The organism is Ramlibacter agri, from assembly GCF_012927085.1.
GTDB classification, from domain to species: domain Bacteria; phylum Pseudomonadota; class Gammaproteobacteria; order Burkholderiales; family Burkholderiaceae_C; genus Ramlibacter; species Ramlibacter agri.
On record NZ_JABBFX010000001.1, the window covers coordinates 3661217 to 3683063 of the forward strand.

Annotated in this window: 14 protein-coding genes; 1 reads left to right on the top strand and 13 read right to left on the bottom strand. The window is 68.7% G+C overall.

Features of this window, described 5'->3' with window-relative positions; translation table 11 throughout:
* Positions 1–52: 52 nt before the first annotated feature.
* From glgA to HHL11_RS17950, 13 genes are all read right to left on the bottom strand, one after another.
* On the bottom strand, positions 53–1588 hold the full coding sequence (gene glgA, locus HHL11_RS17890; RefSeq protein ID WP_169419704.1) for a glycogen synthase GlgA: 1536 nt from the start codon (positions 1586–1588) through the stop codon (positions 53–55).
* Complete coding sequence (locus tag HHL11_RS17895; RefSeq protein WP_169419705.1) at positions 1585–6657, bottom strand: malto-oligosyltrehalose synthase; 5073 nt, start codon at positions 6655–6657, stop codon at positions 1585–1587. Before HHL11_RS17895 ends, glgA begins: the two co-directional genes overlap by 4 nt.
* Positions 6654–8477, bottom strand: a complete 1824-nt coding sequence (treZ, locus tag HHL11_RS17900) for a malto-oligosyltrehalose trehalohydrolase (protein WP_169419706.1) — start codon at positions 8475–8477, stop codon at positions 6654–6656. Before treZ ends, HHL11_RS17895 begins: the two co-directional genes overlap by 4 nt.
* Positions 8478–8479: 2 nt before the next feature.
* A complete protein-coding gene (glgX, locus tag HHL11_RS17905) occupies positions 8480–10657 on the bottom strand; it encodes a glycogen debranching protein GlgX (protein ID WP_169419707.1) in 2178 nt (725 codons plus the stop codon).
* The gene (gene glgC / locus HHL11_RS17910) at positions 10654–11955 is read right to left on the bottom strand and encodes a glucose-1-phosphate adenylyltransferase (protein ID WP_169419708.1); all 1302 of its coding nucleotides are present in this window, start codon (positions 11953–11955) and stop codon (positions 10654–10656) included. Before glgC ends, glgX begins: the two co-directional genes overlap by 4 nt.
* Positions 11942–13894 carry a 1,4-alpha-glucan branching protein GlgB gene (gene glgB, locus HHL11_RS17915; RefSeq protein ID WP_169419709.1) on the bottom strand — a complete coding sequence of 651 codons (1953 nt, stop codon included), beginning with the start codon at positions 13892–13894 and terminating at the stop codon, positions 11942–11944. Before glgB ends, glgC begins: the two co-directional genes overlap by 14 nt.
* A 173-nt stretch (positions 13895–14067) precedes the next feature.
* Positions 14068–14781 carry an ABC transporter ATP-binding protein gene (locus tag HHL11_RS17920; protein ID WP_169419710.1) on the bottom strand — a complete coding sequence of 238 codons (714 nt, stop codon included), beginning with the start codon at positions 14779–14781 and terminating at the stop codon, positions 14068–14070.
* Positions 14774–15535 (bottom strand): ABC transporter ATP-binding protein, encoded by a 762-nt coding sequence (locus HHL11_RS17925; protein ID WP_169419711.1) that lies wholly within the window; start codon positions 15533–15535, stop codon positions 14774–14776. The genes HHL11_RS17920 and HHL11_RS17925 overlap by 8 nt, the downstream gene beginning before the upstream one ends.
* The gene (locus HHL11_RS17930) at positions 15528–16574 is read right to left on the bottom strand and encodes a branched-chain amino acid ABC transporter permease (RefSeq protein WP_169419712.1); all 1047 of its coding nucleotides are present in this window, start codon (positions 16572–16574) and stop codon (positions 15528–15530) included. Before HHL11_RS17930 ends, HHL11_RS17925 begins: the two co-directional genes overlap by 8 nt.
* Positions 16571–17434 (bottom strand): branched-chain amino acid ABC transporter permease, encoded by an 864-nt coding sequence (locus tag HHL11_RS17935; protein WP_169419713.1) that lies wholly within the window; start codon positions 17432–17434, stop codon positions 16571–16573. The genes HHL11_RS17930 and HHL11_RS17935 overlap by 4 nt, the downstream gene beginning before the upstream one ends.
* Before the next feature lie 4 nt (positions 17435–17438).
* A complete protein-coding gene (locus HHL11_RS17940; protein WP_169419714.1) occupies positions 17439–18629 on the bottom strand; it encodes an ABC transporter substrate-binding protein in 1191 nt (396 codons plus the stop codon).
* 118 nt (positions 18630–18747) lie between these two features.
* Positions 18748–20316: a benzoate-CoA ligase family protein gene (locus HHL11_RS17945; protein WP_169419715.1), complete on the bottom strand. Its 1569-nt coding sequence runs from the start codon at positions 20314–20316 to the stop codon at positions 18748–18750.
* Between the two features lie 63 nt (positions 20317–20379).
* A complete protein-coding gene (locus HHL11_RS17950) occupies positions 20380–20859 on the bottom strand; it encodes a flavodoxin domain-containing protein (RefSeq protein ID WP_169419716.1) in 480 nt (159 codons plus the stop codon).
* A gap of 84 nt (positions 20860–20943) precedes the next feature.
* Here HHL11_RS17950 and HHL11_RS17955 point away from each other — a divergent pair, with 84 nt between their 5' ends.
* The gene (locus tag HHL11_RS17955; protein ID WP_240980103.1) at positions 20944–21840 is read left to right on the top strand and encodes a helix-turn-helix transcriptional regulator; all 897 of its coding nucleotides are present in this window, start codon (positions 20944–20946) and stop codon (positions 21838–21840) included.
* The last annotated feature ends 7 nt before the right edge of the window (positions 21841–21847 follow it).

Below are 21847 nucleotides of genomic sequence, written 5' to 3' on the forward strand. Positions count from 1 at the left end.
TGGATGCCACGCCTGCGCCGCAAGGCGAGTCGTCCGGGTCCGCCAGGTAAACTCAGCTGGCCTTCTTCTGCGCCTTTTGCGCAGCCTTTGCGGCTTTTGCGTCCTGGCTGTTCGGGCTTTTCTCCACGAGTGGCGCCCTAGCAATCGCGCGCTCGTAGACCTCCAGGTACTGCATCGCCGAATCCTCCCACCCGAAGTGCCGCGCCATGCCGTTCGCCTGGATCTTCCGCCAGCGCTGCGGCTCGCGCCAGGCGCGCAGAGCCCGCTGCACGGCGTCGTCCAGGCCGGCCGGGTCGACGCCGGTCATGATGAAGCCCGTGCCGTGCGCCGGGTCGGCGCTGACGTCGGTGACCGAGTCGAGCAGGCCGCCGACCGGCGCCACGATCGGCGGCGTGCCGTAGGCCTGGCTGTACATCTGGTTCAGGCCGCAGGGCTCGAAGCGCGAAGGCATCAGGAAGGCATCGGCGCCGGCTTCGATCAGGTGCGCCAGCGACTCGTCGAAGCCCAGCGTCACCGCCACCTGCTTCGGATGTTTCTGCGCCGCTTCGCGCAACGCCTGCGCCAGCGCCGGGTCACCCTGGCCCAGCACCACCAGTTGCGCGCCCGCCTGCAGGATGCGCGGCAAGGTGGCGAGCACCAGGTCCACGCCCTTCTGCTGCGTGAGCCGGCTCACCAGCGAGAACAGCATGCACTTGGGTTCTGCCGGCAGGCCAACGCGCGCCTGCAGCGCCGCCTTGCACAGCGCCTTGCCTTGCAGGTTGTCGGCGTCGAAGTGGTGCGGCAGCAGCGGGTCGATGCCGGGGTTCCACTGCTTCGTGTCGATGCCGTTCAGGATGCCGCGCAGGTAGGGCGAGCGCGAGCGCAGCACGCCGTCCATGCCGACGCCATGCGCCTGCGTCTGGATCTCGCGCGCATAGGTCGGGCTGACGGTGGTGATGGCGTCGGAAAACTGCAGCGCCGCCTTCAGCATCGACAGCTGGCCCCAGAACTCCACGCCTTCCAGCGTGCGCCAGTGGTGCGGCACGTCCAGCAAATCGGCCGCCCCCATGGGGAACACGCCCTGGAAAGCGAGGTTGTGGATGGTGAACACCGAGGCGGCGGTGCGCTCCGGCAAGGGCGTGGAGCGCGCCTGTGCCAGGTACAGCGGCGCCAGCCCGCAGGGCCAGTCGTTGGCATGGACCACGTCGGCCATCCAGCCGTGCAGCGGCGAATGCGCCGTGCCCAGTTGCGCCGCCACGCGGCTCAGGAGGCCGAAGCGTAGCGCGTTGTCGTGGTAATCGTGGCCGCTCGCGTCGACGTAAGGCCCGCCGGGCCGCTGGTACAGGCCGGGACAGGCCAGCAGCAGCAAGGTGACGCCGTTGTCGGCCTTCACCGGCACCAGCTGCGCGGCCGGCCAGGGGCCCCACGCCGGCAGCTCGACGCCGTCGCCGATCTCGCCGGTGACCTTCATGCCGCGGTAGGCCGGCAGCAGCACGCGGACGTCGTGGCCCAGTGCGGCCAGGGTGGCGGGCAGGGCGCCGCTGACGTCGCCGAGGCCGCCGGTCTTGACCCAGGGCGCGCACTCGGGCGTGGCAAAGAGGATGTTCATGCAGGGGACTCCGGCTGCGCGACCAGCACGGCAAAGGGCAGGCCGCCGGCGCCTTCGAAAACGTTGTTCAGATCCAGGGTGGCGCCATCGCCCGCCGTTGCGGCGCAGTCGGCGCCCGTGAGCCAGTTGCGCCAGCGCCGGAAGCGGCGCAGCGCGCCATCGGGACCCAGGTGCAGCTGCGTGCCGCGCCAGAGCGCGGGTGACCAGCGCCCATCGTCGCCGCGGCACAAGGTATAGGTCAGGCGCGCCGCCACCACCAGCACCGCTTCGCCATCGCAGATGCGGGCGAAGGCCAGCGCGTGTTCGGCGGCGCCGCCTTCCACGCCCAGCGGCAGGTAGCTGGCCTCGCGGAACAGGGTCTTGCGCTCGCGCCGCAGCTGCAGCAAGCGCCAGGTGACCAGCTGCTTCAACCGGCCATCGGCCACCGAGGCGTGCAGGGCGCGCCACTGCTCCGTGTCGGGATGGCCGTTCGCATAAAGCGCACGCAGGCCTTCCAGGTCCGCGGCCAGCTTGCCGAAATCCACGTGGCGCCGGTTGTCGGGGTCGACCAGGCTGAAGTTCCAATGCTCGCAGCCCTGGTACAGGTCCGGCACACCGGGCACCGTGTATTTCAGCGCCACCTGCGCCAGGCTGTTGCGGAAGCCGAAGGGCGCGATGCGCGCGGTGATCTTCTGCAGTTCGTCGGCGAAAGGCGTCGGCTGGCTGGAGCGCAGCACGCCGTCGACGTAGCGCTCCAGCGCGTCCTCGTACTCGCCTTCCGGGCAGACCCAGCTGGTGTTCTGCTTGGCTTCGCGCACTGCCTTGCGCATGTAGTCCTGCACGCGGGTGCGGATGGATTCGCGCTCGGCCTCGCCCGGCGGTCGTGCCGGCCACAGGCCCACCAGGGTCTGGAACAGGAGCCAGACGTCGTTGCCGGTCGGCCAGGTTGCCTTGGAATTGCGCGTCACATACAGCTGCGCCCAGTGCGACAGGCGCAGCAGGCTGTCCTCCCACTGCGCCGGCATTTCGGACAGCACGTCGATGCGCGAGCGCAGGTCCTCGCCGCGCTTGCTGTCGTGCGTGGACGTGCCCAGCATGCAATGCGGCCGGTGCCGCTGGCGCGTGGCATTGGCGAAGTGGAAAGCCGCGATCGACACGCCGAAGCTGCGCGGGTCGCTGCCCACCTCGTTGAGCGACAGCAAGGGCAGGTAGCGGTAGAACGCCGTGTCCTCCATCGACTTCGCCGTCACCGGCGCGGTGTACTGCTGCCAGCGCGCGATGAAGCGCGCCCGCGGCCCGGCCGGCAGGTCCGCGCCTTCGCCTTCGCCCAGCAGCACTTCGCGCAGGTGGGCCAGCACCGTGGCCTCCGAGCCGCCCAGGCGGCGCTCGGCGGCGGAAATGGCCCAGTCGATGTGGCGGCGGTCCATCGCGCTGGCCGGCTCGCCGACGCGCAGGTAGGTGCGGTAGACCGGGAAGGCCGCGGCCACCTCGGCCAGCGCCCAGCGCAGGCGGTTGCGCGTGAAGTCCCAGCGGCGGCGGTTGCTGCGCGTCAGCCGGTACAGCGCGTGCGTCAGCCAGTTCAGCTCCGAGTACAGCGAGGTCTCGATGATCAGCCGCTTGCACTGGTACAGGATCTCGTCGAAGTCGGTGCTCTCGCCGGTGAAGGCGTGGTAGGCCGCGAGCAGCGCGTTCTCGTTGCGCCCTTCGACGAACAGGCCGTTGACCAGGCTGCCGAAGCGGTAGCCGGTGTCGCCGTGCACCGGCCAGTCCTCGGGCAGTGGCTCGTGCTCGGCCTGGATCTTTTCCACCAGCAGGTACAGCGCGCGCGGATGGTGGCCGGCCACCTCGGCCTGGCCGGCGTAGCGCGCCTGCAGCTGCTCGAAGTAGTGCTGCGGGTCGCTCAAGCCGTCGGGGTGGTCGATGCGCAGTCCCGTGAGCATGCCGTCCTGCAGCCAGTGCAGCACCTTGCGGTGCGTGGCCTCGAATACCTCGGGCTTCTCCATGCGTAGCGCGGCCAGCGTGTTGACGTCGAAGAAGCGGCGGTAGTTGACGTCGTCGCTCGCCACCCGCCAGTCGGCGAGGCGGTAGGCCTGCGCGCGGATCAAGCGGTCCAGCGCGTCGAAGCTGGAGGGTTCGCCGGCCTGGCCGTTCAGGCGCTGCACGCAGGCCTCGATCCAGCGCGCCAGCCACTCGTGCCTCTGCGCCAGTCGCGCCAGTTGCCGCTTGTAGACGGCGCTGTCGCGCACGCGGGACGCGCGACCCTCGGGCGTGGGCACGTCGCGCGAGGGCAGGCGGCCGAAGGAGTCGAGCAGGGCGCCCACCACCGCATGGCTGTCGCCCTCGCTGTCGTCGCGCGCGGGCGGCGCGGGCAGGGTCGCCAGGATCTCCGGGTAGCTGGCCGGGTCCAGCGGGAAGCGATGGTCCCAGTAGTGCAGGCGGAACTCGCCGTCCTCGGGCGCGAAGTGCAGCTGGATCTCGCCGGCTTCCAGCACCTTGCCGTACTGGTCACCCAGCACCGGCAGCAGCAGTCGGCCGGCCAGGTCCGGCTGCGCCGGGTTCCATTCGATGTCGAAGAACTCCGCGTGCGGCGAGCCGCGTCCGTGCTCCAGCACGTCCAGCCACCAGGCGTTGTCCGCTTCCAGCACGCCCATGTGATTGGGCACGACGTCGAGGATCTGCCCCATGCCGTTGCGGCGCAAGGCCTGGCACAGGCGCCCATGCGCTACTTCGTCGCCCACTTCGGGATTGAGTTCGCCGTGGTCGACGATGTCGTAGCCATGGGTGCTGCCAGGCCGCGCGCGCAGGTAGGGCGAGCTATAGAGGTGGCTCACGCCCATCGCCCGCAGGTAGGGGATGGCCTGTGTGACCTGTTCGAAGGTGTTGCCCTTGTGGAACTGCACGCGATAGGTGCCGCAGGGAATGAGCGCGGTGTCCAGCGCCGGCAGCTCTCGCGGTGCCTGCGCGGCGATGCTGGGGCCGCTGCGCGCTTCGCGCAGCACCTGTGTCACCGAGGCCCAGCGTGGGTCGCTGCCCAGGCCTTCCAGGGTCACCGAGAGCTTGCGCCGCCAGTTGGGGAAGCGGTCCTCGGTGGTGCCCGGCACGTTGACCTGCAGCACCTGGCCGGTGACGTCTTCCAGCTGCACCCCCACCAGCCAGCAGGGCGTGCGGGCCAGGAAGGCGTAGACCGCATCGGTGAAGCCCGGCGTGGCGTCGGGCAGCGAGGTCGGCTGCACGCTCACGCCCTCGGGCAGCAGCTGTTCGCGCTCCAGCGCCATCAGCAGGCGGGCGCGGTCCTGCGCGCGGCTCAGCACGTGCTCTTCGCGCGCCTGCGGGTTCGGGTACAGCTGCAGCCTGGTGGCGAGCTCGATGTCCTCGCCCAGCCAGAAGCCGCGCAAGGTCGGCAGGTCGTGCGTGCTGAACACCGCCAGCGCCTGCGGCAGCCAGTTCGCGGGCGGGCGGAAGCCGCCGTCGTCCTCGCGTTCGAACAGCAGCGGGCGGTACGACAGCAGGCTGCCTTCGCGCATGGCCTCGCGCATGCGCGGCGCCACGTTGCCGAGGTCTTCGCCGATCACCATGCATTCGTGGCGCCGGCTTTCCAGCGCCAGCACGCCCATCAGGTCTTCCAGCGGGTATTCGACGTAGGTGCCGCCGTCCGGGCCGGTCCAGAACAGGCGCATCAGCGCCATCGCGTGGTCCAGCCGCAGCGCGCCGCAGTGCCGCATGTTGGCGCGCAAGGTGTCGATGAAGGGCTGGTAGCGCGCCTGCTGCAGCCGGTGCGGGCTCCAGGGCGGCAGGCCCCAGTCCTGGCCCTTGACCGCGAGCGGGTCGGGCGGCGCGCCGGCATGCATGCCCAGCGCGAACAGCTCGTGCTCCATCCAGGTCTCGGCGCCGCCGCCGTTGACGCCCACGGCCAGGTCGCAATACAGGCCGATGCCCATGCCGCGCGTGCGCGCGTAGCGCTGGCAGGCTTCCAGCTGCAGCTCCGCCAGCCATTGCAGCCAGAAGCGGTACTGCACGTCGGAGGCATGCTCGCTGGCGAAGGCGCGGGTCGCTTCGCCGCCCGGGTCGCGATATTCCTGCGGCCAGGCCGGCCAGCCCCACACGTTGGCGTCGGCCGCGTGCAGGTGCTCCTGCAAGGCCTCGAACAAGGCGTGGCGGCCCAGCGTGGATTCGCGCTCGCGCACGTAGCGCAGGAAGTGCGCGCCGCGCGAATGGTCCTTGTGCAGCTCGTGGCGTTCGAAGTGCTGCCACAGCAGGCGCAGCACTTCTCCCTTGGCCGCTGCGGTGCCGGGGTAGTCCACCATCTCGGCGTCGCGCAGCGCGCGCAGCCGCTCCTGGAAGGTCTCGGACTGCACCTTCTGCGTGGCTTCCTCGCAGCCGCTCAGGTCCACCAGCGTCTGCACGTCCAGGTAGATCGGGTTCAGCGCCTTGCGGCTGGACGGGCTGTAGGGGCTCGCAGCCGCCGGGTTGTGCGGGAAGAGGGCGTGCAGCGGGCTCAGGCCGAGGAAGCTCGCGCCCTGGTGGGCCGCGGCGTCGCACAGCCGGCGCAGGTCGCCGAAATCGCCGATGCCCCAGTTGCGCGAGGAGCGCAAGGCATAGAGCTGGATCGTGCAGCCCCACCAGCGCTCGCCCTCGTGCAGAGGCGCCGGAACGTAGGAGTGGCGCGGCGCGGCGACGACGCGGCAGTACTCTCCCTCCGGTGCGCCTTGCAGCGTGAGGCGGTAGTAGCCCATGGCGAGGTCGGCGGGCAGCGTGATGGTGCCCTGGCCTTCTGCATGCTGCAAGTCGCCCGTTGCAATGGGAGCGCCGCCGTCCTCGGGCGCCAATTGCCATTGCGCGGCCTGTGCATCCTCGCAGGCCCATTGCAAGGTGATCGGCTCCTGCTCGTGGCCGACGTGGACGGCCGGCAGGCCGAGATGCTGCCGCGGCGGCTCGCGGCCATCGCCGCGTACCGATTCGATCGCGCGGCGCAGGACTTCCTCGGAAACCAGTTCCTCGTTGCCCCAGAAGCCGTGGTAGCGGTCGGTGATGCCGAGGCTGCGCGCCTCCTCCGCCAGAGCGGCCCGTTCGAGCTCCCCCGGAGCATTCACTGCGTGATCTCCGCGCCCAGCAGCCAGCGCGCCGCGAAGGGCGGCCACTGGCCGGGCGGCTGGCTGGCGGGCCAGCGGTGGCTGAACACGCAGTTCGCTTCGACCGGGCCCAGGTGCTGCGGCGGCACGGCGATGGGGGCGGCGCCGAGGTTCAGCTCCAGCGACAGCATCTGGCCATCCGCATAGCGCCACTGCACCGCCAGCCCGTGCTCGCCGATGCGCTGCACGCTGTGCTTGCCGGTGAGCAGCTGCGCCTGCCGCGGCGTGATGCAACTGCGGCGCGCCTCCACGGCGGCACGCACGTTGTCGCGCCAGGCCCGGCCGGCTTCGCTGTGCGCCTGCGCGGCGTCAGGCCGGCAGGCAGCGAAGGTGGCCGCGCTGCAGGGATCCGGCAGGTCCTCGGCGTGGTCGTGCCCGAACTCGCGCTTGCGCCCTGCGCGTACCGCTTCGCGCAGCTTGCCTTCCCAGTCGGCGAAATAGAGGAAGGGCGCTTTCGCGCCGGACTCCTCGCCGAGAAACAACATGGGAATGGCCGGCGTCAGCAGCGCCAGCAAGGTCGGCAACTGCGCCGCTTCCGGCGGCACCAGCTGCGACAGGCGCTCGCCGCGCGCGCGGTTGCCGACCTGGTCGTGGTTGTGCGCGAAGTTGACGAGCGTCGTCAGGTCCTGCGCCGGTGCCGCGTGCACATGCTTGCGGGCGCCGCCGGGCTTGCGTTGCGAACCCTCGAACACCATGCCGTGCGTGAACGCTCGTCCCAGCAGGTCCAGCGGATCGACACCGTAGTCGTGGTAGTAGCTCTGCGTCTCGCCGGTCAGCGCCACGTGCAGCGCATGGTGGAAATCGTCGTTCCACTGTGCGTCGTAGCGGCCCGGCGGCTCGGACCGGGCCAGCAGGCGCCAGTCGTTGTCCTCGTTCTCCAGCACCAGGTGCACGTGCCGGCCGTGCGTGGCCTTGCGCACGGTGGCGGACAGCTCCTCCAGGATGTGCGGCGTGCTGCTGTCGCGGATGGCGTGCACCGCGTCCAGCCGCAGGCCGTCGAAGCGGTACTCCTGCAGCCAGTAGAGCGCGTTGTGGATGAAGAAGTCGCGCACCGGCCGGTTGTCCGGCCCGTCGAAGTTGATCGCAGCGCCCCAGGGGCTGGAATGCGTCTGCGAGAAGAAGCCGGGCGCATACGCGTGCAGGTAGTTGCCGTCGGGCCCGAAGTGGTTGTAGACAACGTCCAGGAACACCATCATCCCGAGGCGATGCGCTGCCTGCACCAGGTGCTTCAGGTCGTCGGGTGCGCCATAGGCGTCATGCGGCGCGAAGGGCAGCACGCCGTCGTAACCCCAGCCGAAGCGGCCGCCGAAGTTGCTGACCGGCATCAGCTCGATGGCCGTGATGCCGATGTCCGCCAGCTCGCGTAGCCGCGCTTCGGCTGCGCGAAAGGTGCCCTCGGGCGTGAAGGCGCCCACGTGCAGTTCGTACAGCACCACTTCGTTCCAGGGCCGGCCGGACCAGCCGGCGTCCCATTCGAACTGGCGCGGGTCGACGACCGCGCTGGGCCCGTGCGGTCCCTCGGGGTTCTGGCGCGAAGCCGGGTCGGGCACCAGCAGCTGGCCGTCGATGCGCCACTGGTAGACGCTGCCGGCCGCCGCCTCGGCCAAGGTGCATTCCCACCAGCCCTCGGCGTCGGCTTCCGCCGGGTGCGCTATCGCGCGCCCCGCCGCGTTGGGCGCGAAGGAGAGTTCCGCGCTGCGCGCGGCTGGCGCCCAGAGCCGGAAGGTGGCGCCGCCCGCGTGCAGGCTGGCGCCGAAAGGCATCTCGTGCTGGCACCGCATTCTTATTCCCTCGGTTTCTGCGTCAGCAAGGCCATGGAATGGGGCAGCATCTCCAGCTTGGCGCCGGGCGCGTAGCGGCGCGCCGCGGCCTCCTCGAAGTGGCCTTCCCCAGTGTAGATGCGCAGGGCCCATTCCTCCTCGTGGCCGGGCACCTGCGGCAGCGTGAAGGTGGCCTCGTCGCCGGTGGCGTTGAAGACCAGCAGCACCGAGCAGCCGGGCTCTTCCTCCGGATGCGCGTAGCGGCAATCGAGCACGGCGGCCACGCAGCGCACGGCCGGGTTGGTCCATTCCTCGCCCGTCATCTCCAGGCCCCAGACGCTGTACCAGCCGATGTCGCGCCGGCCCGCTTCGTCCGGGCGGCCCGTCAGCCAGGCGTTCCGGCGCAGCACCGGCAGCTCGCGCCGCAGCCGGATCACGTCGCTCGTGAAGGCGATCAGCGGATCGCTGCGGCGCGCCTTGCTCCAGTCGAACCAGCTTACCGGGTTGTCCTGGCAGTACGCGTTGTTGTTGCCGCCCTGGGTGCGGCCCATCTCGTCGCCGCCCAGCAGCAGCGGCACGCCGCGCGAGGCGAACAGCGTGGTGAGGAAGTTGCGCTTCTGGCGCTCGCGGAAGGCCAGGATCTCGGGGTCGCCGGTCGGCCCTTCGACGCCGCAGTTCCAGCTGCGGTTGTGGCTTTCGCCGTCGCGGTTGTCCTCGGCGTTGGCCTCGTTGTGCTTCTCGTTGTAGCTCACCAGGTCCTGCAGGGTGAAGCCGTCGTGCACGGTGATCAGGTTGATGCTGGCGCGCGGCGGCCGCCGCGAGTGGCCGTAGATGTCGGCCGAGCCGCAGAGCGCCGCGGCGAAGTCGCCCAGGCTGCCTTCCTCGCCCCGCCAGTAGTCGCGCACGCGGTCCCGGTATTGCCCGTTCCATTCGCTCCAGCCGATGGGAAAGCCGCCCACCTGGTAGCCGTTCTCGCCCAGGTCCCAGGGCTCGGCGATCATCTTCACGTGCTTGAGAACTGGGTCCTGCGCCACCGCCGACAGGAAGGGGCCGCGATGGTCGAAGCCGCCGCTGGCGTTGCGCGCCAGCGCCGGCGCCAGGTCGAAGCGGAAGCCGTCCACGTGCATCTCCTGCACCCAGTAGCGCAAGCTGTCCATGCACAACCGCAGCATCGCCGGGTGGCTGGTATTGAGCGTGTTGCCGGTGCCGGTGTAGTCGACGTAGTGGCGGTAGTCGTCGGTAAGGCGGTAGTAGCTGCGGTTGTCCAGGCCCTTGAAGGCGAGGGTGGGGCCGAGGTGGTTGCCTTCGCAGCTGTGGTTGTAGACCACGTCCAGGATCACCTCGATGCCGGCCCCATGCAGCGCCTTCACCATCGTCCGGAATTCGTCCGGCTGGCCCTTGGAAAGGTAGCGCGGGTCCGGCGCGAAGAAGCCGATGCTGTTGTAGCCCCAGTAGTTGGCCAGCCCCAGTTCGACCAGCCGGCGTTCGTCGTTGAAGGCGTGCACCGGCAGCAACTGCACCGCCGTGATGCCCAGCGCTTTCAGGTGCGCGACGGCCGGTTCGCTGGCCAGGCCCAGGAAAGTGCCGCGCACTTCCTCGGGCAAGTCCGGCAACTGCTTGCTGAAGCCGCGCACGTGGACCTCGTAGAAGACGCTGTCTTCCATCGGCGTGCCGGGCGGGCGGTCCTTGCCCCAGTCGAAGCGGGAGTCCACGATGACGCACTTGGCGGCGTAGGCGGCGTTGTCGCGCGTGTCCATGTGCAGGTCGCGCTTGTCCTGGCCGAGCGGGTAGCCGTATTGCCAGGCGGCGCCGCGCAGCGGGCGGTCCAGCGCCTTGGCGTAAGGGTCGAGCAGCAGCTTGTAGGGGTTGCAGCGCCAGCCGTGCAGCGGCTCGTAAGGGCCGTGCACGCGCAGGCCGTAGCGTTGCCCGGCCCGCAGGCCGGGCACGAAGCCGTGCCAGATGTCGTCGGTGTGGCCGGGCAGGATGACGCGGCGCTCTTCGCGCTCGCCACCCTCCGCGAACAGGCAGAGCTCCACCCTTTCGGCGGAGCTGGCATAGACGGCGAAGTTGACGCCGCCGGCCTCCAGCGTGGCGCCGAGCGGCCAGGGCCGCCCGGCTGCGCAGGCTGCAGGTGCTCCGGACTCGGCCGGTGGATTGCTGACGCGGGGAGAGCGGGATGTAGCGACGGCTTGCGCCGTCATGCAAGCATCTCCATCATGCGGGTGGATTCTTCGCCCAGCGTGGCACTTTCGTCAATCTGCGCCAGGAAAGGCGACTGCGCGCGGCGCACCGGGAAGTAGCCGGCCGGCACCACGACGATGCCGTTGGGCGTGACCGGGAAGCGCTTGCGGTCCTGCTCCAGGTTGAAGCCGATCCGCTCTTCCGGCGGCACGTCGTTGTCCTGGTCGATGATGGCGCGCCGCACCTGAGCGCCGCGGCCGATGCGCGAACGCTCCATCACGATGCAGTGTTCCAGCCGGGCGTTGCGCTCCACCAGCACCGAGCGGCGCAGCATCGCATGGTCCAGCGTGGCGCCGTCGACGATGCTGCCGGAGCCCACCACCGAGCGGTTGATGACGCCGTTCTCGATCTGCGCCGATTCCGCCTGGTCCGGGCTGGCGTAGATCGGCCAGCGGCGGTTGGTCATGCGGAAGCGCGGCTGCGCGCCCAGCGTGTCGAAGTGCGCCTGGTAATAGGCGTCGATGGTGCCGACGTCGCGCCAGTAGGCGTGCTCTTCGTAGGGCTCGGTGCCCGGGATGATGTTGGTGGCGAAGTCGTAGGCCACCAGCTTGTGGCTCTTCACCATCGACGGCAGGATGTGCTTGCCGAAGTCGGTCTCGCCGTTGTCGTGCATGCGCTTCAACTGCTGCAGCAGCACGTCGGCGTTGAAGATGTAGTTGCCCATCGAGGCCAGCGCGTGCGTGCGGCTGCCCGGCATGGGACGCGCGCTCTTCGGCTTTTCCTTGAAGTCGACGATGCGGTGGTTGTCGTCGACGTCGACGATGCCGAACTGGTCGCACTCGCGCAGTTCCACCGGCAGGGTCGCCACGCTGGCGTGGGCGTTGCTCTTGATGTGGAAGTCGATCATCTGCCGCACGTCCATACGGTAGATGTGGTCGGCGCCGAACACTGCCACGATGTCCGGCTGCATGCTCTCGATCAGGTGGATGTTCTGGTAGACCGCGTCCGCCGTGCCCTGGAACCATTCCGGCCCGTTGCGCATCTGCGGCGGCACCACGGTGATGAACTGCTGCGGCATGAAGCGCGCCATGGTCCAGGTCTGCCGCACGTGCTCGATCAGCGACTGTGACTTGTACTGGACCAGCAGGTAGGTGGAGTAGATCTCCGAGTTCACCAGGTTGGACAGCACGAAGTCGATGATGCGGTGCTTGCCGTTGAACGGCACCGCGGGCTTGCAGCGGTTGGCGGTCAGCGGATGCAGGCGCGAGCCTTCGCCTCCGGCCATCACGAAGGCCAGGACGTTTCTATTGGCGGGCATGGAAATCTCCCTGAGGGGGTGCAGTCGTTGGAATGGGGCGGTTCGAGAGGATCACGGTGCCCAGGGGCGGCACGGCGACGAGGGCGCTGGCCGGCCAGCCGCCCACCGGTTGGGGCGACGCTTGCACGCGCCCGAGGTTGCCGATGCCGCTGCCGCCATAGACAGCCGCATCGCTGTTGAGGACTTCATGCCATTCGCCCGCTTCGGGCATCGCGACGCGCAGCGCGGGCCGCGGTTCGGCGGTCAGGTTGCAGATGACGACGGCGCTGCCCTCGCCGGGGCCGGCGCGGCGCAGGAAGGTGAGGATGGTGCTCTCGTGGCGCTCGCAGGGGATCCAGCTGAAGCCCTCGCCGTCGAAGTCGTGCCGGTGCAGCGCAGGCAGCTGCTTGTAGACCGCATTGAGGTCGGCGATCCAGCGCGCGACGCCCGCATGGAAGGGGCGTGCCCACAGGTGCCAGTCGAGCGTGCGCTCGTGGTGCCATTCCTCGTACTGCCCGAACTCGCCGCCCATGAAGAGCAGCTTCTTGCCCGGGTGCGCCCACATGTAGCCATACAGGTTGCGCAGGCCCGCGAAGCGCTGCCACTCGTCACCGGGCTGGCGGCGCAACAGGCTGCCCTTGCCGTACACCACCTCGTCGTGCGACAGCGGCAGGATGAAGTTCTCGTGGAAGGCGTAGACCGCGGAGAAGCGGATGTCGTCGCCGTGCCAGTGCCGGTAGAAGTGCGGCCGCGAGAAGTAGCGCAGCGTGTCGTTCATCCAGCCCATGTTCCACTTCATGCCGAAGCCCAGGCCGCCGAAGTGCACGGGCCGCGAGACCGCGGGCCAGGCGGTGGATTCCTCCGCGATCATGTGCACGTCGGGGTAGTGCGCGTAGATCGTCGTGTTCAGGTCCTGCAGGAAGCGCACCGCGTCGTGGTTCTGGTTGCCGCCATGCTGGTTGGGGATCCACTCGCCGTGGCGGCGCGCGTAATCCAGGTACAGCATCGACGCGACCGCGTCCACGCGCAGGCCGTCGAAGTGGTACTTCTCCAGCCAGAACAGCGCATTGCTGATCAGGAAGTCGCGCACCTCGTAGCGGCCGTAGTTGAAGATCAGGCTGTTCCACTCGGGGTGGAAGCCGCGCCGCGGGTCCTCGTGCTCGTACAGCGCCGTGCCGTCGAAGCGCGCCAGCGCGTGCGGGTCGGCCGGGAAGTGCGAAGGCACCCAGTCGAGGAACACGCCGATGCCCTGCTGGTGCAGCGTGTCGACGAAAGCCATCAGGTCCTGCGGCGTGCCATAGCGCGAAGTCGGCGCGAAGTAGCCGGTGACCTGGTAGCCCCAGGAGCCGTAGAAGGGATGCTCGGCGACGGGCATCAGCTCCACGTGCGTGAAGCCCATGTTGTGGCAATGCACGGCCAGGCGCTGCGCGAGTTCGCGGTAGTTGAGGAAGCGGCCGTCCTCTTCGCGCTGCCAGGAGCCCAGGTGCACTTCGTAGATGGACATCGGCTGCTCGTGGCCCTGGCGCTGCCCGCGCGTGCGCATCCACTCGCCGTCGTTCCAGTCGTACGCCAGGTCCCAGACCTGCGAAGCCGTGCCGGGCGGATGCTCCATGCGGAAGGCATACGGGTCCGCCTTGTCCATCCAGTGGCCCCAGGCGTTCTCGACGCGGTACTTGTAGCAGTCGCCGGCGCGCGCGTTGGCGATGCGGCCGGTCCAGCGGCCGCTGCCGTCGTCCATGCGGCGCAGCGGCTCGCAATGCCAGTTGTTGAAGGCGCCGATGACGCCGACGTTGTGCGCGTTCGGGGCCCACACCGTGAACCAGGTGCCTTGATCCGTGGGGTGCGCGCCCATCACCTCGAACTGGCGATGGTGGTGGCTGGCGTAGCGCTGCCGCGAGGGCTCGCCGGCGGGGCCGTTTCCTGATGCGTGGGGGTCCGTCTCGGACAACTGTGAAGTCATGTCCTCTGCTCGTTCTGAGCAGGCCATTCTGAAGATGGCCACGCGCGCAGCGTGAAGGATGCACAGATCAAGCGGCGTAGGTCGTTACCTACAGCCGGAGCAGACGGCCACGGTCATGCGGCCGTCATGTGGCGACTACGCCGAGTACGCTTCAGCCGCAGGGTGCGGAAACGCTAGACCCCGAGGTAATGCCCGAGCAACTGCGGCTGCGACCGCAGGTCGCCGGAGCTGCCTTCATACACCACTTCACCCTTGACGAGGATGACGTTGCGGTCGCTGACCTGCGTGACGTGCTTCCACGCCTTGTCGACGATGACGCTGGAGATGCCGCTCTCGCGGATCAGGCCGCAGATGCGCCAGATCTCGCGCGCGACGAGGGGCGCGAGGCCCTCCGTGGCTTCGTCGAGGATGAGCACGTCGGGGTTGGTCATCAGCGCGCGGCCGATGGTCAGCATCTGCTGCTCGCCGCCGGACAGTTGCTGCCCGCCGTGGCCCAGCCTTTCGCGCAGGCGCGGAAAGGTTTCGAGCACGCGCTCGTAGGTCCAGTCGCGCTGGCCCTGCGTGCCGGGCCGCGCGGCCATCAGCAGGTTTTCCTTGACGCTGAGGTTGCCGAAGATGCCGCGGCCTTCCGGCACGTAGGCAATGCCGAGTTGCGCGGCTTCGTAGGCTGGCCGGCCCAGCGTGGTGCGGCCTTTGACCTCGACGCTGCCGGCGCGCGGCCGCACGATGCCCATGAGCGACTTCAGCAGCGTGCTCTTGCCCATGCCGTTGCGGCCCATGAGGCCGATGGTCTCGCCGCGGTCCACGTGGAAGTCGATGCCGCGCAGGATGTGGCTCGCGCCGTAATAGGTCTGCAGGCCGCGTGCTTCGATCAGGCGTTCAGCCATGGGCGGCTTCCCCTTCGCCGAGGTAGGCGGACTGCACGCTGGCGTCCGCGCGCACCTGCGCCGGCGTGCCGCCGGCGATGACCTGGCCGTTGACCATCACCGTCAGGTGGTCGGCCAGCGCGAAGACGGCGTCCATGTCGTGTTCGACCAGCAGCATCGCGTGGTCCTGCTTCAGGCGCAGCAGCAGGGCGACCATGCGCTCCGCTTCGGCCGAGCCCATGCCAGCCAGCGGTTCGTCCAGCAACAGCACGCGCGGTTCGGTGGCCAGGGTCATGGCGATTTCGAGCTGCCGCTGCTCGCCGTGGCTGATGGCCGCGGCGACGAAGTCGCGCCGAGGCTGCAGGCCGGCGAGCTCCAGCGCGCGTTCGGCGCGCTCGTTGGCTGCGCGCACTTTGCTCGCCAAGGTCAGCCAGCGCGCGGCATGCGGCGTGCGCGATTGCGCGGCCAGGCGCACGTTCTCCCACACCGTGAAGGGCAGGAAGATGTTGGTCTTCTGGTAGCTGCGGCCGAGGCCCGCGCGCGAAATGCGCTCGGGACTCCAGCCGGTGACGTCGCGGCCGGCAAGCTCGATGCCGCCTTCGGTGGGTGCGAGGTCGCCGGAAAGCAGGTTGGTCAGGGTCGACTTGCCGGCGCCATTGGGGCCGATCACCGCATGGATGCGGTCGCGCCAGAGGTCGATGGTGACGGCGTTGACGGCGGCCAGGCCGCCGAAGCGCTTGGTGAGGCCGCGGGCGGAGAGGAGGACTTCACTCATGCGCCAGTCCTTCCCCGCCCGTCTCGACATTTTCGTTCTTGCGGGTTTGACGCGATGCGAATCCACCCAGCAGGCGATCCAGCGCCCCCAGCAACCCCCGCGGCGCAAACGTCACCACCAGCACGATGAACAGCCCCATCCACAACTGCCAGTGCTTGCCCGCATCGAAGCCGCCGACCGTGGGCAAGTCCTTGAACAGGTGCAGCAGGTACTCGAAGGCAAACGCGCCGACCACCGCGCCGGCGAAATTGCCCATGCCGCCCAGGATGACCATCATGATCGCGTGCGCGCTCATGTGGAAACCCATCAGCTCCGGGTTGACGAAACCGGTCTGCGCGCCCCACAGGTAGCCCGCCAGTCCTGCCAGCGCACCGGCGAGGGTGAAGGCCGACAGCTTGTAGCCGAAGGTGCCGAAGCCCATGGCACGCATGCGGTGCTCGTTGACACGGATGCCGGCCAGCGCGCGCCCGAAGGGGCTGAACAGCAGCCGCCGCAGGAAGCCGTACACCAGCAGCAGCACCGCCAGTGTGAACCAGTAGAAGACGCGCTTGTCCTCCAGGTCGAACAGGCCCGCGTCCGGCTTGAAGTTGATGTACAGGCCGTCCGAGCCGCCCAGCACCTTGTTGTCGAAGAACAGGTAGAACACCATCTGCGCGAAGGCGAGGGTGACCATGATGAAGTAGATGCCCTGCGTGCGGACGACGACGAAGCCGATCACCAGCGCGGCCAGTGCCGACGCGCCCACGGCGACGGGCAAGGTCCACCACAGGCTGGCGGCATGGTCCTGCGGCATCACGAAGGCGAGCGTGTAGCCGGCCAGCCCGAAGTAGGCGGCGTGGCCCAGCGACACCAGGCCCGTCACGCCCTGCAGCAGGTCCAGGCTCATGGCGAAAATGCCGAGGATCATCATCCGCGCGACCATCTGGATGTAGAAGTCGGTCGCGACGAAAGGGAACACGGCCAGCGCGGCCAGCGCCAGCGCGAGCACGACGTACACGCTGCGGGGCAGCTTTTCGAGGCGGGAGGCAGCCAGGGTCATTGCTTGAACAGCCCCTGCGGTTTCCAGAGCAGGACCACCGCCATCAGCACGTAGACCAGCATGCTGGCCACCTGCGGCAGCAGCACCTTGCCGAAGGTGTCGACCAGGCCGACCAGCAGGGCCGCGATGAGCGCGCCGCGCACCGAGCCGATGCCGCCGATGACGACGACCACGAAGCACATGATCAGCACCTGCGCGCCCATGTTCGGGTACACGCTGGAGACGGGCGCGGCGATCATGCCGGCCACGGCGGCCAGGCCCACGCCCAGCGCGAACACGATGGCGTGGATGAACTTGATGTTGATGCCCAGCGCTTCGGTCATCTCGTGGTTGAAGGCGCCGGCGCGGATCTTCATGCCCAGGCGGGTCTTCGAGATCAGCAGGTAGAGGCCGATGGCCAGCGCGACACAGATGCCGGACATGAAGAGCCGGTAGACGGGATAGGACAGCGTATCGGTGAGGCGGATCGAATCCCCCAGCAGCGCCGGCACGGTGACGCCATGCACCTCGTCGCCCCAGAAGATGGAGCGCAGGTCCTCGAAGATGTAGATGAGGCCGAACGTGAGCAGCACCTGGTCGAGGTGGTCGCGCCGGTAGAAGTGGCGGAACAGGATGCGTTCCTGCGCGAGCCCGAACACCACCGACAAGGCCGTGCCCAGCACGATGGCCAGCGCGAGGCTGCCGGTCTTGCTGGCGAGGGACCAGGCGAGATAGGCGCCCAGCATGTAGAAGCTGCCGTGGGCGAGGTTGACCACGCCCATGATGCCGAAGATGAGCGTCAGACCGGCGGCCAGCATGAACAGCAACAGCCCGTACTGCACGCTGTTCAGGAGCTGGATGAGGAAGTTGGCGATATCCAAAGGATCAGGCGTTCATCCGGCAACCCGCGCCGGAATCCGCCACCGCCTTGGCGGCGATGCCCAGCACCTTGTTTTCGCCCTTTTCCACGCGGCGCAGGTACATGTCCTGGATCGGGTTGTGGGCCTTGCTCATCGTCCACTTGCCGCGCGGGCTGTCGATGACGCCGGTTTCCATGGCCTTGTACAGGGCCTGCTTGTTGCCGACGTCGCCCTTGACCGCCGCCAGGCCTTGCACCAGCAACTGGCCGCTGTCGTAGCCCTGGACCGCGTAGACGTCCGGCTGCAGCTTGAACATCTTCGCGTAGGCCAGGCGGAATTCGTGGTTGCGCGGGATGTCCAGCGAGTCGCTGTAGTGCAGCGTGGTCATCACGCCTTCGGCGGCCGGGCCGGTGGCATCGAGCACGCCCTCGGTCAGGAAGCCCGAGCCCCACAGCGGGATCTTGTCCTTCAGGCCGGCCGCCGCGTAGTCCTTCATGAACTTGACGGCCGGCGCGCCGGCAAAGAAGCAGGCCACGGCATCGGGCTTGAGCGAGGCGATCTCGGTCAGCAGCGCCTGGAATTCGACTTGCGGGAAGGGCAGGCCCAGTTCCTTGACGACGGTGCCGCCGGCCTTGGTGAAGCTGTCGCGGAAGCCTTCGAAGGCCTGGTCGCCGGCGGCGTACTTGTGCGTGATCCACACGGCGCGCTTGATGCCCTTGTCGAACATCGGCTTGCCCAGCGCCAGCGTCGGCTGCGAGTTGGTGAACGAGGTGCGGAACACGTTGGGCGCGCACAGCGCACGGGTGGCTTCGTGCACGCCGGCGTTCGGGATGATGTTCAGCACGCCGCTTTCGCGCGCCACCTTGTGGATGCCCATCTGCACGCCGGAGTGCACCGTGCCGATCAGGACGTCGACCTTGTCCCGCTGCACCAGGCGGCTGGCGTTCTCCACGCCCTTGGACGGTTCGGATTCGTCATCGACCTTGAACCACTCGATCTCGCGGCCGCCCAGCTTGCCACCCTTTTCGTTGATGGCCATCCGCACGCCGTTCTCGATAGCCACGCCCAGCGCCGCATACGCACCGGTGTAGGGCAGCATGAAGCCCACGCGGATCTTGTTGGACTGCGCGCGCACGATTTCGGGCAGCAGCAGGCCGGTGGATGCGGCGCCTACGAGGGCCGCGCCGCGCGAGAGGACGAGACGGCGAGTGGTCATGGGATGCTCCTTGCGTTCTGGTTGATTTCAGCGTGAGGCATTCTCGGCGAGAGTGGCGACGACTCGCCACATGGCTTACCCGGGTTCCGGCACTCCCCTGCAGGCGGGAGTGCAGGCGTCAGTTCGCCGCGCGCAGCTTGAAGCGCTGGATCTTGCCGGTGGCCGTCTTCGGCAGCTCCGGCACGAACTCGATCCAGCGCGGGTACTTGTAGGGCGCGAGCAGGTTCTTCACGTGCGCCTGCAGGTCCGCGGCGCTGGCCTGCTGCGTGGGCTTGAGCACCACGTAGGCCTTCGGCTTGACGAGCCCATCGCTGTCGGACACGCCGATCACCGCCGCCTCCAGGATGGCGGGGTGCGTCATCAGGCAGGCTTCCACCTCGAACGGCGAGACGTAGATGCCGCCGACCTTGAGCATGTCGTCGCTGCGCCCGCCATAGGTGTAGTAGCCGTCGGCGTCGCGCGTGTACTTGTCGCCGCTGCGCGTCCACTCGCCGGCGAAGGTGCTCTTGGTCTTCGCGCGGTTGTTCCAGTACATCAGCGCCGCGCTCGGGCCCTTGATCTGCAGTTCGCCGATCTCGCCATTGCCGCATTCGCGGCCGTCGTCACCGACGATGCGCAGTTCGTAGCCCGGCACCGCCTGGCCCGTGGTGCCATAGCGCACCTTGCCGGGCTTGTTCGACAGGAAGATGTGCAGCATCTCGGTGCTGCCGATGCCGTCCAGGATCTCGCAGGCATAGTCCGCGGTCCAGCGCTTGCCGATGTCGGCGGGCAGCGCCTCTCCGGCGCTGGTGCACACGCGCAGTTTCAGCTCGGACTTCTTCGGCCGGTTCGCGTCGGCCAGCAAGGCGGCGTAGAGCGTCGGCACGCCGTAGAAGATCGTCGGCTGGTGTTTCTTCAGCACGCCGAACACGTCCGCCGGCGTGGGCCGCCCGGGCAGCAGCACCGTCGTGGCGCCGACGCTCATGGGGAAGGTGAGGGCGTTGCCCAGGCCGTAGGCGAAGAACAGTTTCGCCGCGGAGAAGACGACGTCGTCCTCGCGGATGCCCAGCACCGCGCGGCCATAGAGTTCGGCGGTCTGCACCACGTGGCTGTGCAGGTGCACCGTGCCCTTGGGCGTGCCGGTCGAACCGCTGGAATACAGCCAGAAGCAGGCGTCGTCGCTGCAGGTGCCGGCCACCTCCTGGTCGGGGCTGCCGGCGGCGACGAGGCCCGCCACCGAACGTTCGCCCGACTCGCCGGCCACGAACACCTGCTTCAGCGTGGAGATCTTGCCGATCAGCGGCTCGAAGGTCGGCAGCAGCGGCTTGGAAACGAACAGGGCCTGCGCGCGCGAGTCGCGCAGCATGAACTCGAAGTCCTTGGCCGTCAGCAGCGTGTTCACCGCCACCGGCACGACGCCGGCCAGGATGCAGCCCAGGAAGGCGACCGGCCATTCGGGCGTGTCCAGCATGGCCAGCATCACGCGCGTCTCGGGGGCGAAGCCGCGTGCGCGCAATGCGTTGGCAAAGCGGCGGGCCTGCTCCGCGAGCTGTCCGTAGCTGAGTTGCGCGCCGCTGGAGGCGTCGATGAATGCGACTTTGTCCGGGCGCGAGGCATTGCGCTGCAGGAGATCGTGCGCCGCGTTGTAGTCGCGCGGGATCTCGACGCGGGGCGGCGTGCTGCTGTGGTCGGCGTGGCTCAGGTGCATGGTTGTCTCCTCACTCTTTTGTCATTGCGGGCCGGACCCGCAATCCATGGCCGCCGCAGGGCCCTAAGCCGGCGCTTTTTGCATCGCCGGCAAGGCCTCGTTCTGCAGCCACTCGCGGCACCACGACGTTCCCAGTTCCTCGGGCAAGGTGGCGGCGCTGGCGTCATGGCACCACACTTCGCCGATGCGCTGCGCGCCCAGGTCGCGCAGGCGCTCGTCGAACTTCTTGCCGCCGAAGCAGAAGGTCTGCATGTAGGTGCGATCGCCCAGCGCGATCACGCCGAAGCGCACGTGGCCCAGGAACTTCGGTGTGAGGTCCAGCGAGTCGTAGAGCGCCCGCGCGTTGTCCGGCACGTCGCCCGAACCATAGGTGGACGTGCAGATGAGGTAAAGTGCATCGGTCTCGTCGAAGGCGCCGATGTCCAGGTTGTCCATCAGCTGCACCTCGATGTCCTCGACCAGGTCGGCGCAATCCATCTGGATGGCCTGGGCCACGTAGTCCGCCGTGCTGGTCATGGTGCCGACGAGGATCTTGAGCTTCATGATGCGGGGCTTGCTGCAGTAAACTGCTTGACTGTCGTGTTGCAGGAAGTATACTGCAATATTGATTCAGCGCAAGCTTTGTTCATGCAGCCGACGATGACCGACGCCACCGAGTCCCGTGCCACGCTCTCCGAGCTGGGCGCCCGCGTGCGTGCCTGGCGCGCGCGCCGCGGCGTGACGCGCAAGCAGCTCGCCGCCGACTCCGGCCTGTCGGAGCGTTTCCTTGCCGACGTCGAGACCGGCAAGGGCAACGTCTCCATCAACTCGCTGGAAGCCGCGGCCCGCGCCCTCAACATCACCATCCTGGACCTGCTGCAGGACGCGCCGCGGCCGGCCCTGGCCCGCGCGCACAACCTGCTGTCGCGCCTCGATGATGCGCAACTGGACCAGGCCTACACCTTGCTGGCCTCCAGCTTCGGCCTGGCCGACGCGCAGGGCCGCGAGCAGCGCATCGCCCTGGTGGGCCTGCGCGGCGCCGGCAAGTCCACCCTGGGTGCGCAATTGGCGGCGCAGCGCGGCGTGCCCTTCATCGAGCTGGATCGCGAGATCGAGCGCGAGGCCGGCACCAGCATGAACGAGATCCTGCTGCTGCACGGCCAGGCCGGCTACCGCCGCTACGAGCGCCGCGCGCTGCTGCGCGTGGCCGAGGAGCACGGCGACGGCGTCGTGATGACCACCGGCGGCAGCATCGTCAGCGAACGCGAGACCTTCGACCTGCTGCAAAGCCATTTCTATTGCGTGTGGGTGAAGGCCAGCCCCGAAGAACACATGAGCCGCGTGGTGGCCCAGGGCGACCTGCGTCCCTTCAGCGCCGCGCACGGAGAAGGTGCCCACGCGATGGGCGAGGCGCTGGAGGACATCCGCCGCATTCTTTCCAGCCGCGAAGTGCTCTATGCGCGTGCCGATGCGGTGGTGGACACCGCCGCCCGCACCGTCAAGCAATCCCTCAAAGACCTGGAGCGGGCCGTCCCCGCTGCCTGAGACAAGA